Source organism: Mycobacterium sp. (assembly GCF_032159565.1).
In the GTDB taxonomy this organism is placed as follows: Bacteria; Actinomycetota; Actinomycetes; order Mycobacteriales; family Mycobacteriaceae; genus Mycobacterium.
Window position 1 is genome coordinate 1 of sequence record NZ_JAVHWR010000140.1, and the last position, 13,579, is coordinate 13,579.

Consider the following 13,579-nt stretch of genomic DNA (forward strand, 5'->3'; position numbering starts at 1 on the left):
TGGCCTTCCGGTGCAGCTGTCGAGGCCTAATCGGCATCAGCAAACACGAAAATCGGCTCCAACCCATTTTGGAGGGGATTTTCTACCTGCATAGCTAAGAAATTGTGTCCGAGGGGGGACTTGAACCCCCACGCCCGTTAATAGGGCACTAGCACCTCAAGCTAGCGCGTCTGCCATTCCGCCACTCGGACCTAGCCCCCAAACCCGTCGGGAGCAGCTAAGGCTATCGGATCGGCGGGCCGCGGCTCAAACCCAGCAGCACCGCGAGTGGTAGGAAAGGGGACTGTGACTAGACCCGACGCGGAAGTGGTTGATCTGGTTCGTGCGCTGATCCGGTTCGACACCTCCAACACCGGGGATCCCGCGACGACGAAGGGCGAGGCGGAATGCGCCCGCTGGGTGGCCGAGCAGCTGCAGGAGGTCGGCTACGAGACGGAGTACATCGAGGCCGGCGCACCGGGCAGGGCGAATGTGTTCACCCGGCTGAAGGGTGCTGACTCGTCCCGCGGCGCCCTGATGCTGCATGGCCACCTCGACGTGGTGCCCGCCGAGGCGTCGGACTGGAGCGTGCACCCGTTCTCCGGCGCCGTCTCCGACGGCTACGTCTGGGGCCGCGGCGCAGTCGACATGAAGGACATGGTCGGCATGATGATCGCCGTCGCCCGCGGCTTCAAACGTTCCGGCACCGTGCCGCCGCGCGACCTGGTGTTCGCGTTCGTCTCCGATGAGGAGGCAGGTGGCAAATACGGCTGCAAGTGGCTCGTCGAGAACCGGGCCGACCTGTTCGAGGGTGTGACGGAGGCGGTCGGCGAGGTCGGCGGGTTCTCGCTGACGATTCCGCGTCGTGAGGGCGGCGAGCGCACGCTTTACCTGATCGAAACCGCCGAGAAGGCGATGAAGTGGATGCGGCTGACCGCGCGCGGCCGGGCGGGCCACGGATCGATGGTGCACGACAACAACGCGGTGACCGCCGTTGCCGAGGCGACGGCCCGGTTGGGACGCCACCAGTTCCCGGTGGTGCTGACCGATGCGGTCGAGCAGTTCCTGCAGGCCGTCGCGGAGGAGACCGGCTACACATTCGACGTGGACTCGCCCGATCTCGAAGGCGCTATCGCCAAGCTCGGTCCGATCGCCAAGATCGTCGGCGCGACGCTGCGGGACACCGCCAACCCGACGATGCTCAAGGCGGGTTACAAGGCCAACGTGATTCCCGCGACCGCGGAGGCGGTCGTCGACTGCCGCGTGCTGCCCGGCAGGTTCGCGGCATTCGAACGTGAGGTCGACGAGATCATCGGGCCCGATGTCAGCCGCGAGTGGATCACCGACCTGCCCGCCTACGAAACCACCTTCGACGGCGAGCTGCTCGAGGCGATGAACGCGGCAATCCTGGCCGCGGACCCCGACGCCCGAACAGTGCCGTACATGCTGTCGGGCGGCACCGACGCGAAACACTTCGCGACGCTCGGAATCCGGTGCTTCGGGTTCGCCCCGCTGAAGTTGCCGCCCGAGCTCGATTTCGCGTCACTGTTCCATGGCGTCGACGAGCGGGTACCCGTTGACGCGTTGACGTTCGGCGCCCAGGTTCTCGAGCACTTCCTGCTGCACTGCTGATCACACGATTTGAAAGGAATGGCCTACCGTGTCTTTTCCATACAACACCTACGACCACCTGCCGAAGCTTCCGACGTTCACGCTGACCTCCGAGTCTTTCAGCGACGGAGAGGCGTGGTCCAACGACCAGGTCAGCGGCATCATGGGCGCTGGCGGTGCGGACGTTTCCCCACAGTTGAGCTGGTCGGGCTTCCCGGAGGAGACCCGCAGCTTCGCCGTCACCGTCTACGACCCTGACGCGCCGACCGCGTCTGGCTTCTGGCACTGGGCGGTGGCCAACCTGCCCGCGACCGTCACCGACCTTCCCGCCGGAGTCGGCGATGGCAGCGACTTGCCGGGCAGTGCAATGACTTTGGCGAACGACGCCGGTCTGAAGCGTTTCATCGGCGCCGCGCCGCCGCAGGGCCACGGCGTGCACCGCTATTTCGTTGTCGTGCACGCCGTCGGCGCCGAGAAGCTGGATCTGCCCGAGGACGCCACCCCGGCATACCTGGGTTTCAACCTGTTCGGTCAGGCGATCGCGAGGGCGATCATTCACGGCACCTACGAGCAGAACTAACCCCGCGCCTTCACCCCGCGAGCGTGCGCGTCTGCTCGTCAACACGCCGTAATGTCGTGACACTCCGTGCACGCTCGGCGACTCATCAGCTAGCGCACCGCTGAGCCGACGGCGTCGGCCAGTGATGAGAACCGGCCCTCGTGCAATCGGCGGGCGACACCGTCGTGAATCTGCTTGGCCCATAGGCCGCCGCCATAGATGAAGCCGGTGTAGCCCTGAAGCAACGAGGCCCCCGATGTGATGCGGTCCCAGGCGTCGTCGCCCGATTCGATGCCGCCGACACTGATCAACACCAGCCGGTCGCCCACCCGCCGGTACAGCCGCCGCAGCACCTCGGCCGACCGCCGCGCAACCGGCGGACCGGAAATCCCGCCATCGCCGAGCTGATCCACCCCCGGGGTGGCCAGGCCGTCGCGGGACACCGTCGTGTTGGTCGCGACGATGCCGGCCAGGCCCAATTCGACGGCCAGATCGGCGATCTCGTCGACATCGGAATCGGACAGATCGGGCGCGATCTTCACCAGCACCGGCGTCGTCGTCTCTTCACGGACCGCGGCGAGAATGGGCCTCAGCGACTCGACCGCCTGGAGGTCGCGCAGCCCCGGCGTGTTCGGCGAGCTGACGTTCACGACGACGTACGCCGCCAGCGGGCCCACCAGCCGCGCGCTCTCCCGGTAGTCGTCCACGGCGCGCTCGGCGGGGACGCTCTTCGTCTTGCCGATGTTGACGCCGATCGGCACGTCGGGGGTGTGCCGCGCGAGACGCAGCGCGAGCTCACCCGCCCCGTCGTTGTTGAAGCCCAGCCGGTTGAGCAGCGCCCGGTCCTCGGGCAGCCGGAACATCCTGGGCGGGGGATTGCCCGGCTGAGCCTGCGCGGTCACGGTGCCCACCTCGGCATATCCGAATCCGAGGGCGCCCCAGGTGGCCAGCCCGACGCCGTTCTTGTCGAATCCGGCGGCAAGCCCCATCGGCCCCGGGAACCGGACACCGAAAACGGTGCTCTCGAGCACGGGATCGTCCGGCGCCAGCCACTCCTTCAGTGCGCGGCGCGTCGGTCGCGGCGCGGTGCCGCCCCGCAGTGCGCGAAACACCCAGGTGTGAATGCGTTCAGGTGGGACCAGGAAGAACGCCCGCCGAACGGCTCGGTACACCATGGCGCTACATCGCCGGTTGGTCGGCGATGTCAGGCTTGTTGACGGCGGTTTTTATGCGGCGCAATAACACTCGACGGCTGCCGTCGGTATACAACCGGACGCGAGTCAGTTCCCACCCGCGGTACTCCGCTTCGATGGACAGCCGGGTGGACGCGCTGATGCGGGTCAGATCAGGCGGCAGCCGCAGCGGCACCCACTCGTACTCGTCGGACAGGTCGGCATCCCAGCCAGGTGGCATGCGGCCGCGCTGAACCGCGGTCACCGGCCGGCCCCAGCGGGTTCAGTCATCGCACGCCTCCGGCACCTGTGATCACCTGCACCCCAGCTCCGACACCCGACACCACATACAGGGTGCCAGAGGCCTCGTCGAAGGCCAGAGAGTTGGGCTGCTGCACAGTGGGGTAACGCACCTTCTCGACTGGTATTCCGGTTGCCAGATCGTAACCAATAACCGTATTCGTGGTGGTCTGTGACACCCACGCTAACCGGGACGACCCCGCAAGGCCGTAGGGCGCATCCCGCACCGGGTATTGCTGCCGCAGCATCAGCGGGTCGGTGCCGAAGACCAGCAGGCCACCTCCCCTGGTGTCGGCCACCAGGACTCGACCCGCCGGATCGGCGGCCAGCGTGGTGGCGCCTTCACCGGCCCTCAGCGCATGCTCCGCCTTGCTGCCGCTGGCGTCGACCTCGGTCACCGACGTCTGCCCGCGATCGAGCACCACGGCCGTATTTTTCTGTGTGACAAGGGCATCGACGCGGGCGAAAATCTTGAGCTCCGCGCCGACCGCCGTGTCGGAGCTCAACGTGAAAACCGCACCGTCTGCGCTGCCGAGTACCAGCTTTCCGTCGGCGCGGCGGGCTATCGCGGTGAAGTCGGTGCCGGCCTGACCGTCGACGGGGATCCGGTCGACCCGGCCTTGGGCGACGTCGACCAGGAAGTATCCGCCGCGCGTCGATATATAGACGTGGCCGCTGTTGTCGCCGGTTATCGCCGTGGCCGCGGCAGGCAGTGACACGGCCTGACCTGGGCCTTCCGCAGGCATCACCGTGACCACGGCGTGGTCGGTCTTGTCGCCGGGGCCGAGCGCGACCAACGACGCGCTGGCAGCGTCGAACACCACGGCCCTCGGGTGGCCTGCCAGCGGGCGCACGACTCCGGCGGGTGGCCTGCTCGCCGGGGGAGACACCGCCGCCTCCGCCGGTGCGATCGTCGGCGGCGGCGCGTCGGCCGGGTTGGATGTGCACGCCGTCACACCGCACCCGACAATGAGGAGCACACCACAACACGCCAGGTGACCTGCATGTTTGACACGTGTTAGCAACGGGTAGCTTTCGTGCGTGCGAAGTGGACGGCAATCGAACAGCAAGTGTAGGCACGTCGACCGAAGCGGTATGGTTTGGTCATGAGCCTCGCGCCGAGCCGGGATTCGGCCGACAAAGGGTTTGCGATTGAAGACATTTCGACTGGCTTGTACGCCAGCGGATTCGGTCAGCTGGATGAGGGCCGCAGTTTCTCATTCCACGTCGAACATCAGCAGCTGATCGTCGAGATCTACCGACCCCGCATCGCAGGGCTGGTGCCGCAGGCCGAGGACGTGATAGCCAGCGCCACCCGCAAGGCTGGTGACATCGATCTGTTCGACGAACGCAGCCTGGTGGCCGCGGTGCGTGACGCGGTCGCGAACGCCCAACCGGTGCCGCGCACAGCACGCTGACGACACCTCACGGTACGGTCGTCGTCGTGATCGAGGCGCCGGCGATGTCATGGCTGCAAGTGATCGTGTTGTCGGTGCTGCAGGGAGTCACCGAATTCCTACCGGTGTCGTCGTCGGGGCATCTGGCAATCGCCTCGCGGCTGTTCTTCGCCGACGACGCGGGCGCATCGTTCACCGCGGTAACGCAACTCGGCACCGAAGTGGCTGTGCTGGTCTACTTCGCGCGCGACATCGCGCGCATCGTGAAGGCCTGGTTCACCGGTCTTTTCAACGCCGCCGCCCGTGACGCCGACTACCGCCTGGGCTGGTACGTGATCATCGGCACCATTCCGATCGGATTGTTGGGTTTGGTGTTCAAGGACGAAATTCGCACGGGCGCAAGGAACCTCTGGATCATTGCGTCCGCGTTGGTGGTGTTCTCCGCGGTGATCGCGGCCGCCGAGTACTTCGGCAGGCAGACCAGGCACGTCGAGCAGCTCACCTGGCGCGACAGCGTGACCGTCGGACTGGCCCAGTGCCTGGCGTTGGTGCCGGGGGTGTCCCGGTCCGGTGCGACGATCAGCGCGGGCCTGTTCCTCGGACAGGACCGCGAGCTGGCCGCCCGATTCGGCTTCCTGCTGGCGATCCCGGCGGTTTTCGCCTCGGGCCTGTTCTCACTGCCCGACGCCTTCCATCCCGTCGGTGAGGGGATGAGCGCCAGCGGCGCCCAGCTGTTGGTGGCGACCGTCATCGCCTTCGTCGTCGGTCTCGCGGCAGTGGCCTGGTTCCTGCGGTTTTTGGTGCGGCACAGCATGTACTGGTTCGTCGGCTACCGCATCGTTCTCGGCACCGTCGTCCTGATACTGCTCGGCACCGGCGTGGTGGCCGCGACATGACCGTGATCCTGCTGCGGCACGGCCGCTCGACTTCGAACACCGCGCAGACACTCGCCGGGCGCAGCGAGGGCGTCGACCTCGACGACAAGGGTCAGGAGCAGGCCCGTGGCGTGGTCGAAAGGATCGGTTCGCTGCCGATTCGCGCCATCGTCTCCTCACCGCTGCTGCGGTGTCGCCGCACCGTCGAGCCGCTGGCGGCCGCCCTCGGGGTGGAGCCGATCACCGACGAGCGCATCTCCGAGGTGGACTACGGCGAGTGGACCGGCCGCAAGATCGGCGATCTGGTCTCAGAGCCGCTGTGGGCGGTGGTGCAGCAGCAGCCCAGCGCGGCGGTGTTCCCGAAAGGTGAGGGCCTGGCACACGTACAGGCCCGCGCCGTTGCGGCGGTGCGGGAGCATGACCGTCTTCTCGCCGAAAAGCACGAAGGCGACGTGCTCTGGCTGGCCTGCACCCACGGCGACGTGATCAAGGCGATCGTGGCCGACGCGCTCGGCACGCACCTGGACAGCTTCCAGCGCATCACCGCCGACCCTGCGTCGATGAGTGTGATCCGCTACACAGCGATGCGTCCCTTCGTGGTTCACGTCAATCACACCGGCGACCAACTTGCTTCGGGTTTGACGGCAAAGCCGGCTGAGAAGACTGAGGGCAAGTCCGAGGACGTGCCGCCCGACGACGCGGTGGTGGGCGGCTCCACAGACTGATCGCGGTATTTTGGAGGGGCCATGACCCGCGCAATCCATGTCTTCCGCACACCCGACCGTTTCGTGGCCGGGACCGTCGGGCAGCCCGGCAACCGCACCTTCTACCTGCAAGCGGTACACGACAAGCGGGTCGTCTCGGTGATCTTGGAGAAGCAGCAGGTCGCGGTGCTCGCCGAACGAATCGCGGCGTTACTGCTGGAGATCAACCGCCGGTTCGGCACCCCGATCCCGCCCGAGACGGACGTCGAGGACCTCAGCCCGTTGGTCACGCCCGTCGACGCGGAGTTTCGGGTCGGCACGATGGGGCTCGGCTGGGATTCCGAGGCGGAGACAGTCGTGGTCGAGCTGCTGGCGGTCTCCGATACCGAGTTCGATGCGTCCGTCGTGCTCGACGACGCCGAGGACGGGCCCGACGCCGTGCGCGTGTTCCTCACCCCCGAGTCCGCGCGTCAATTCGCGACTCGGTCCAACCGGGTCATCTCCGCCGGCAGGCCGCCGTGCCCGCTCTGCGACGAGCCCCTCGACCCCGAGGGCCACATTTGTGTGCGCACCAACGGCTATCGGCGCAGCCTGCTCGAGCCCGACGATGAACCCGAGGAATAGCGACTGCGAGGCGTTGCGGCACGGCGAACTCACCGTCATCGGACGTATCCGCTCCGCCAGCAACGCCACGTTTCTCTGCGAGGCACACCTCGACGACCTGACGGTGCACTGCGTGTACAAGCCGGTCGCCGGCGAGGCTCCGCTGTGGGACTTCCCTGACGGCACGCTGGCAGGCCGGGAACGCTCCGCGTATCTGGTGTCGGCGGCGCTGGGCTGGGACATCGTGCCTTACACCATCATTCGCGACGGGCCGGCAGGACAAGGCATGTTGCAGCTATGGGTGGACCAGCCCGGCGACGAGGTCGGCGAGAACCCCGAGTCCGGCCCGGATCTGGTCGATTTGCTTCCCGCGGGCCACATCCCGCCCGGATTGCTGCCGGTGCTACGCGCCTACGACTACGCGGGTGACGAGGTCACGCTTGTGCACGCCGACGACGCCAGGCTGCGCCGGATGGCGGTGTTCGACGTGCTGATCAACAACGCAGACCGCAAAGGCGGCCACATCCTGTCCGCGGTCGACGGCCATGTCTACGGGGTCGATCACGGCGTGAGCCTGCACGTCGAGGACAAACTGCGCACCGTGCTGTGGGGGTGGGCGGGCAAGCCCGTCGATGACGAGACGCTGGAGACGGTCGCCCAACTGCGCGACGACGTACGTGGCGTGCTCGGCGAGCAGCTGCGTGAGCACATCACCGGCCGCGAGGTGGCTGCCTTGCGTCGCAGAGCCGTTGCGCTGCTTGACAATCCGGTGATGCCGTCACCCGACCGGCATCGACCGATCCCGTGGCCCGCCTTCTGAGTCACAGCCGCGGGGTCGCGTTGTGCCGGTACTGAATTGCGCGGTAGGGCCAGTTGGAACCATCGGTGGTGTTCCAGTGGCTGACAACGAGATGCAGGTTGCGCAATGTGGAGCCGGGCACGATATAGCCGCCATAGGGCTGGCTGAGGGTACCCGCGGTGCACCCGTCAGGGGGACTGCACCGTGGCGACGGCCATGACGTGTTGCGTAACACGGCCGTGGTCGGCGCGGCCTTGAAGTCGTCGGTCGGACTGTTCAGGACCTTGACCCGGATGGTTCCCGAGTTCGACTCGAAATAGCTGAAGACCCAACGGTTCTGGACACGACGAAGGCTCATCTCGCCGACCGTCGTGCCCGCTGGCAGCAATGGCATCGGGTCGCTGTTGAACCAGCCGCCGGTCCACGGATGCCAAGCCGACCGGTCCAGCAGGTCGTCGGCGCGCACCCGGTAGAGATAGGCGTTCTCGCGACGGTTGAATGCGCTGGCGATCACGTACACCCAGCCGGTTTCCGGGTCGTGCTCCCAGGTGATCAGCTGCTGACGGCCGTCGTCGTGCGAACCGAGCCGACGGGCGTCCGGCCCTGCGTCCTGCCAGGTGTCGCCGCAGTCGTCGCTGTAGTTGACCTCGGTCCACAACACGTTATGCAGGCCGCGGTTGACCATGGCGAACAGGTAGAGCCTGCCGTCGATCGTGATGGCGTCGGCAGGAAGCACCGTCGAGACCCCGCCGCCCTTCCACGGCGGCCCGTCGTGTTCGTAGTCCCACAGTTGCCGGGCGTAGTCACCGCCGACCGCGTCGTGAAAGGTGATGCCGCCGTTCAGGGTCTGCGGCGAGGTGTCTTTCGAGCGCAGCATGACCGGGCTGCGCCAGCCGGGTCCTCCCGCGCGGCACTCGTCGAATGTGTCGCCGAAGATGAATCCGGTCCGACCGTCGGCCAGGGCGACCGCGATGCCGAGATCGGTACCTCCGACACCGAACCGCTCCGCGGAACTGCCGTGGCCGGTGAGGTCTTTGACCTTGATGGTCGGCGGTCCGACCTGCGCGGTCTTGATGCCCCGGTCGGTCACCACCTCATTATTCGGCAATACTGCTTCTGTGACCCTGACCGACGCCGCGCTGGCCGCCGAGCTGGCCCGCGACGCCGGTGAACTGCTCCTGCAGGTGCGCAAGGAAGGGTTCTGGGATCCTTACGACCTCGGCGACGCCGGGGACAAGCGGGCCAACACGCTCATCCTCGACCGCTTGGCGCGCGAACGCCCCGCCGACGCGGTGTTGTCGGAAGAGGCCGTCGACGACCTGTCGCGGGTGCGGGCCGACCGGGTGTGGATCGTTGACCCGCTCGACGGGACATGGGAGTTCTCCACTCTGCGCAACGACTGGGCGGTGCACATCGCGCTGTGGCAGCGGAGCGGGGGAGAAGACGGTTCCAGCGGGCGAGACGGCGGTATAACCGACGCGGCGGTGTCGCTGCCTGCGTTCGGTCAGGTGTACCGCACCGACACCGTCACCCCGCCCGCGCCCCGCAGCGAAGGCCCGATCCGGATCACCGCCAGCGCGAGCCGCCCGCCCGCGGTGTTGTGGCGACTCGCCGACCAGATGGATGTCCAGCTGGTTCGTATCGGATCGGCCGGCGCCAAGGCGATGGCCGTGGTCAGGGGCGACGTCGACGCCTACCTGCACGCGGGAGGCCAATGGGAGTGGGATTCGGCCGCCCCTGCCGGCGTGGTTCGGGCGGCCGGCCTGCACGCGTCGCGGCTGGACGGTTCGCCCCTCATTTACAACCGCCGCGATCCTTATCTGCCCGACCTGTTGATGTGCCGCAAGGAGCTGGCCGAGGCGCTCTTGACCGGTATCCGGTCGGCCGTCAGGGGCGGTCCCCGGCGGACCTTCTAGAGTCGAAGCCATGCAGTCGTGGCAGGCGCCGAGCGTTCCGGTCTTGGCGGGGCGCGGTCCGCAGCTGCGGCTGTACGACACCGCCGACCGGCAGGTGAGGCCGGTGTCCCCGGGCGAAACGGCAAGCATGTACGTCTGCGGTATCACCCCGTACGACGCCACCCATCTGGGCCATGCCGCGACCTACCTGACGTTCGACCTCGTGCACCGGCTGTGGCTCGATGCGGGCCTTCGGGTGAACTACGTGCAGAACATCACCGACGTCGACGATCCGCTGTTCGAGCGGGCCGCCCGCGACGGCATCGACTGGCGCGAGCTGGCCGACCGGGAGACTGCGCTGTTCTCCGAGGACATGACGGCGTTGCGGGTCATCCCGCCGCTCGCCTACGTGGCCGCGACCGAGGCGATCGGCGAGGTCGTCGAGCTGGTCGAGAAGATGCTCGCCTCCGGCGCGGCCTACGTCGTCGACGATGCGGAGCACCCCGACGTCTACTTCCGGGCCGACGCCACCGCGCAGTTCGGCTACGAGTCGGGCTATGACCGCGACACCATGCTTCGGCTGTTCGGTGAGCGCGGCGGTGACCCCGGCCGTCCGGGCAAGAGCGACGAACTCGATGCTCTGCTGTGGCGGGCCGAGCGGCCGGGCGAGCCCAGTTGGCCGTCGCCGTTCGGTCCTGGCAGGCCCGGCTGGCATGTGGAATGCGCCGCGATCGCGCTCAACAGGATCGGCACTGGCCTCGACATCCAGGGTGGGGGCAGCGACCTGATCTTCCCGCACCACGAGTTCTCCGCCGCGCATGCCGAATCCGTCACCGGCGAGCGGCGATTCGCCCGGCACTACGTGCACGCCGGAATGATCAGCTGGGACGGCCACAAGATGAGCAAGAGCCGCGGGAACCTGGTGCTGGTCTCCGGTTTGCGCGCCGAGGGTGTTGATCCCGGCGCCATCCGGCTCGGGTTGCTGGCCGGTCACTACCGCTCGGACCGGTCGTGGAGTGACGCGGTGCTGGCGGAGGCGCTCGCCCGGCTGCAGCGGTGGTGCGACGCCACGGCGCTGCAGGCGGGCCCGGATGCCACCGACGTTATCGCGAGCGTGCGCCGCTATCTGGCCGACGACCTCGACACCCCGAAAGCCCTTGCCGCACTGGATGGCTGGGCCACGGATGCGCTTACTTACGGTGGCCACGACACCGTAGCGCCGCGAACGGTGGCAGCGGCCGTCGACGCGTTGCTGGGCATCAAGCTGTAGAACGCTTTGCGAAAGGGATCACGCATGAGTGCGGTGAACAAGAAGGTCGTCCTCATCACCGGCGGCGCCCGCGGGGTGGGCGCGGAAGTCGCACGCCGGCTGCACGAGAAGGGCGCCGACTTGGTGCTGACCGACGTCGACGAGGCCGCGTTGGCTGACATCGGCGAGGAGCTGGGCGAGGACCGGGTGCTCACCGCCGTCGCCGATGTCCGCGAACTGGCGGCGATGGAACAGGTGGCGTCCCGCGCGGTCGATCGATTCGGCGGTATAGACGTCGTGATGGCCAATGCCGGCATCGCGACCTATGGTTCGATCCTCAAGGTCGATCCCGAAGCGTTTCGCACACTGGTCGACGTCAACGTCGTCGGCGTTTTCAACACCGTTCGTGCCGCCCTCCCGTCGGTGATGGACAGGCGGGGCTACGTGTTGATCGTGTCGTCTGCGGCGGCCTTCGCGGCGTCGCCCGGGCTGGCTCCCTATAACGCTGCCAAGGCAGCCGTCGAACAGTTCGCCAATGCGCTGCGGTTGGAGGTGGCCCACCGCGGCGTCGACGTCGGGTCCGCGCACATGCTGTGGATCGACACCCCGATGGTGCGGGACGCCAAATCCGATCTGCCGAGTTTCCGCAAGATGCTCGACGCGCTGCCTGGCCCGCTCGGCAAGACGACCTCGGTCGAGGCGTGCGGCAAGGCGTTCGTCAAAGGCATCGAAGCACGCAAGCGCTATGTCTACTGTCCCGACTACGTTTCGGTGATGCGCTGGCTCAAGCCGCTGCTCTCCACGCGGCTCGGCGAGTCCACCACTTTGAAGTCCGTTCCCGAACTGCTGCCACAGATGGACGCCGAGGTAGAGGCGCTCGGCCGCTCCATGAGCGCCCGCACCAAGAAGGTCGAGAAGAAGTGATTCGCCGCATCGGCGTCGTGATCGCCGTCCTCGTCGTGTTGGCGGCCTGCAGCGGCAAGGAGGCCAACGAGGCGGACAAGTCGCCGGCGCCGCCAAGCCCGGCCGCTGTGACGCCGGAGGCGGCCCGTGCCATCGCGAAGGAGGCCTACATCTACGGCTTCCCGATGGTCGACAGCTACCGGGTGCAGTACGCCTACTTCGTCAACAACCAGGATCCCGAGTACAAGGGCGGCTGGAACGAGATCCACAACACCGCAAGGGTTTACACACCCGAGGACAAGGCGGTCCAGACACCCAACTCGGACACCCCGTATTCGGCGCTCGGCGCGGACTTGCGCACGGAGCCGTTGGTACTGACGGTTCCGCCCATCGAGCAGGACCGTTACTATTCGCTGCAGTTCGTCGACGGCTACACCTACAACTTCCACTACGTCGGTAGCCGGACCACCGGCAACGGCGGCGGTAAGTATCTGCTTGCCGGGCCGAACTGGAAGGGTGACAAACCCGAGGGCATCAACGAGGTCATTCGCTCCGATACCGACCTGGCGTTCGTGCTCTACCGCACGCAGCTCCTCGGCCCGTCCGACATCGACAAGGTCAAGGAGGTGCAGGCCGGCTACCAGGTCACGCCACTGTCGGTTTTTCTCAACCAGCCGCCGCCCGCGCCTGCACCGGCTATCGACTTCGTTCCGCCGCTGACACCCGAGGCGCAGAAGACCTCGCCCCAGTTCTTCGAGATCCTCGGCTTCGCAATGCGTTTCGCCCCGGTATTACCCGGTGAGAAGGAGATGCGCGACCGCTTCGCGTCCATCGGCATCGGTCCCGACGGCGACTTCGACGCCGACAAGCTCAGCCCCGAAATGCGCAAAGCAGTCGAGGACGGGATGGCTGACGCGTGGGCCGAATTCGACACCTTCAAGAAGGAGAAGGTCGACACCGACCAGGTCACCTCCGCCGACTTCTTCGGGACGGCGGCGGACCTGAAGGGCAATTACCTGTACCGGATGGCCGGCGCCGCGCTCGGTATCTACGGAAACACCGCCGCGGAAGCCATCTACCCCGCGTCGTTCAGCGACTCCACCGGCGCGCCGCTGACCGGAGCGAACAACTACACGTTCCGATTCGTCAAGGATCAACTGCCGCCGGTCAACGCGTTTTGGTCGCTGACCATGTACGAACTGCCGCAGAGCCTGCTGGTCGCCAACCCCATCAACCGGTATCTGATCAATTCGCCGATGCTGCCCAGCCTGGTCCCCGACAAGGACGGCGGCTACACGTTCTACGTCCAGAACGAGTCGCCGGGCCAGGACAAGGAGGCCAACTGGCTGCCCGCACCGAAGGGGCCCTTCGTGCTGGTGCTGCGGCTGTACTGGCCGAAGCCCGATGCGCTCAACGGCACGTGGAAGTCGCCGAAACCCGAGATGGTCTAACCCTCTAACCCACCGCTTCCCCAGGGCGAGCGTGCGTGTCTGCGGCCGACACGCCGCGCAGAAACGGCAGTCTGCGCACGCT

At 67.0% G+C, this 13,579-nt stretch carries 15 protein-coding genes and 1 tRNA gene; 11 read left to right on the forward strand and 5 right to left on the reverse strand.

Annotated features, from left to right (window positions below; all coding sequences use genetic code 11):
- Positions 1–105: 105 nt before the first annotated feature.
- Positions 106–191: transfer RNA gene (locus tag QOC76_RS18830), tRNA-Leu, on the reverse strand.
- 76 nt (positions 192–267) lie between these two features.
- On the opposite strand from QOC76_RS18830, the gene QOC76_RS18835 reads away from it, so the two are divergent.
- Both QOC76_RS18835 and QOC76_RS18840 read left to right on the forward strand, forming a co-directional pair.
- Entirely contained in the window at positions 268–1,611 is a 1,344-nt protein-coding gene (locus QOC76_RS18835; RefSeq protein ID WP_526359127.1) for a M20/M25/M40 family metallo-hydrolase, read from the forward strand.
- Positions 1,612–1,639: 28 nt separating this feature from the next.
- The gene (locus tag QOC76_RS18840) at positions 1,640–2,170 is read left to right on the forward strand and encodes a YbhB/YbcL family Raf kinase inhibitor-like protein (protein WP_526359129.1); all 531 of its coding nucleotides are present in this window, start codon (positions 1,640–1,642) and stop codon (positions 2,168–2,170) included.
- Between the two features lie 89 nt (positions 2,171–2,259).
- Here QOC76_RS18840 and QOC76_RS18845 read toward each other — a convergent pair whose 3' ends face one another.
- Genes QOC76_RS18845 through QOC76_RS18855 form a run of 3 tightly spaced genes read right to left on the reverse strand, consistent with a single transcriptional unit; the run spans position 2,260 to position 4,616 of the window.
- The gene (locus QOC76_RS18845; RefSeq protein WP_526359189.1) at positions 2,260–3,321 is read right to left on the reverse strand and encodes a quinone-dependent dihydroorotate dehydrogenase; all 1,062 of its coding nucleotides are present in this window, start codon (positions 3,319–3,321) and stop codon (positions 2,260–2,262) included.
- A 7-nt stretch (positions 3,322–3,328) separates the two neighbouring features.
- Positions 3,329–3,586 (reverse strand): DUF5703 family protein, encoded by a 258-nt coding sequence (locus QOC76_RS18850; protein WP_526359131.1) that lies wholly within the window; start codon positions 3,584–3,586, stop codon positions 3,329–3,331.
- 22 nt (positions 3,587–3,608) lie between these two features.
- On the reverse strand, positions 3,609–4,616 hold the full coding sequence (locus QOC76_RS18855) for a YncE family protein (protein WP_526359191.1): 1,008 nt from the start codon (positions 4,614–4,616) through the stop codon (positions 3,609–3,611).
- 111 nt (positions 4,617–4,727) lie between these two features.
- On the opposite strand from QOC76_RS18855, the gene QOC76_RS18860 reads away from it, so the two are divergent.
- The 5 genes from QOC76_RS18860 to QOC76_RS18880 are packed head-to-tail and all read left to right on the forward strand — an operon-like array spanning position 4,728 to position 8,020.
- Positions 4,728–5,039, forward strand: a complete 312-nt coding sequence (locus QOC76_RS18860; RefSeq protein WP_526359133.1) for a hypothetical protein — start codon at positions 4,728–4,730, stop codon at positions 5,037–5,039.
- Between the two features lie 44 nt (positions 5,040–5,083).
- The gene (locus QOC76_RS18865) at positions 5,084–5,914 is read left to right on the forward strand and encodes an undecaprenyl-diphosphate phosphatase (protein ID WP_526359193.1); all 831 of its coding nucleotides are present in this window, start codon (positions 5,084–5,086) and stop codon (positions 5,912–5,914) included.
- Complete coding sequence (locus tag QOC76_RS18870) at positions 5,911–6,618, forward strand: histidine phosphatase family protein (RefSeq protein ID WP_526359135.1); 708 nt, start codon at positions 5,911–5,913, stop codon at positions 6,616–6,618. The genes QOC76_RS18865 and QOC76_RS18870 overlap by 4 nt, the downstream gene beginning before the upstream one ends.
- Positions 6,619–6,639: 21 nt before the next feature.
- Positions 6,640–7,221, forward strand: coding sequence for an Rv2134c family protein (locus QOC76_RS18875; protein ID WP_526359137.1), 582 nt, complete (start codon positions 6,640–6,642; stop codon positions 7,219–7,221).
- A complete protein-coding gene (locus QOC76_RS18880; RefSeq protein ID WP_526359139.1) occupies positions 7,205–8,020 on the forward strand; it encodes an Rv2133c family protein in 816 nt (271 codons plus the stop codon). The genes QOC76_RS18875 and QOC76_RS18880 overlap by 17 nt, the downstream gene beginning before the upstream one ends.
- Position 8,021: 1 nt before the next feature.
- Here QOC76_RS18880 and QOC76_RS18885 read toward each other — a convergent pair whose 3' ends face one another.
- Positions 8,022–9,089: a DUF4185 domain-containing protein gene (locus QOC76_RS18885; protein WP_526359141.1), complete on the reverse strand. Its 1,068-nt coding sequence runs from the start codon at positions 9,087–9,089 to the stop codon at positions 8,022–8,024.
- 28 nt (positions 9,090–9,117) lie between these two features.
- Here QOC76_RS18885 and QOC76_RS18890 point away from each other — a divergent pair, with 28 nt between their 5' ends.
- The 4 genes from QOC76_RS18890 to QOC76_RS18905 are packed head-to-tail and all read left to right on the forward strand — an operon-like array spanning position 9,118 to position 13,497.
- Positions 9,118–9,915 carry a 3'(2'),5'-bisphosphate nucleotidase CysQ gene (locus tag QOC76_RS18890; RefSeq protein WP_526359143.1) on the forward strand — a complete coding sequence of 266 codons (798 nt, stop codon included), beginning with the start codon at positions 9,118–9,120 and terminating at the stop codon, positions 9,913–9,915.
- Between the two features lie 10 nt (positions 9,916–9,925).
- Positions 9,926–11,164, forward strand: a complete 1,239-nt coding sequence (gene mshC, locus QOC76_RS18895; RefSeq protein ID WP_526359145.1) for a cysteine--1-D-myo-inosityl 2-amino-2-deoxy-alpha-D-glucopyranoside ligase — start codon at positions 9,926–9,928, stop codon at positions 11,162–11,164.
- 24 nt (positions 11,165–11,188) lie between these two features.
- The gene (locus QOC76_RS18900; protein ID WP_526359147.1) at positions 11,189–12,067 is read left to right on the forward strand and encodes an SDR family NAD(P)-dependent oxidoreductase; all 879 of its coding nucleotides are present in this window, start codon (positions 11,189–11,191) and stop codon (positions 12,065–12,067) included.
- Positions 12,064–13,497, forward strand: coding sequence for a DUF1254 domain-containing protein (locus QOC76_RS18905; RefSeq protein WP_526359149.1), 1,434 nt, complete (start codon positions 12,064–12,066; stop codon positions 13,495–13,497). The genes QOC76_RS18900 and QOC76_RS18905 overlap by 4 nt, the downstream gene beginning before the upstream one ends.
- Positions 13,498–13,579: the final 82 nt, after the last annotated feature.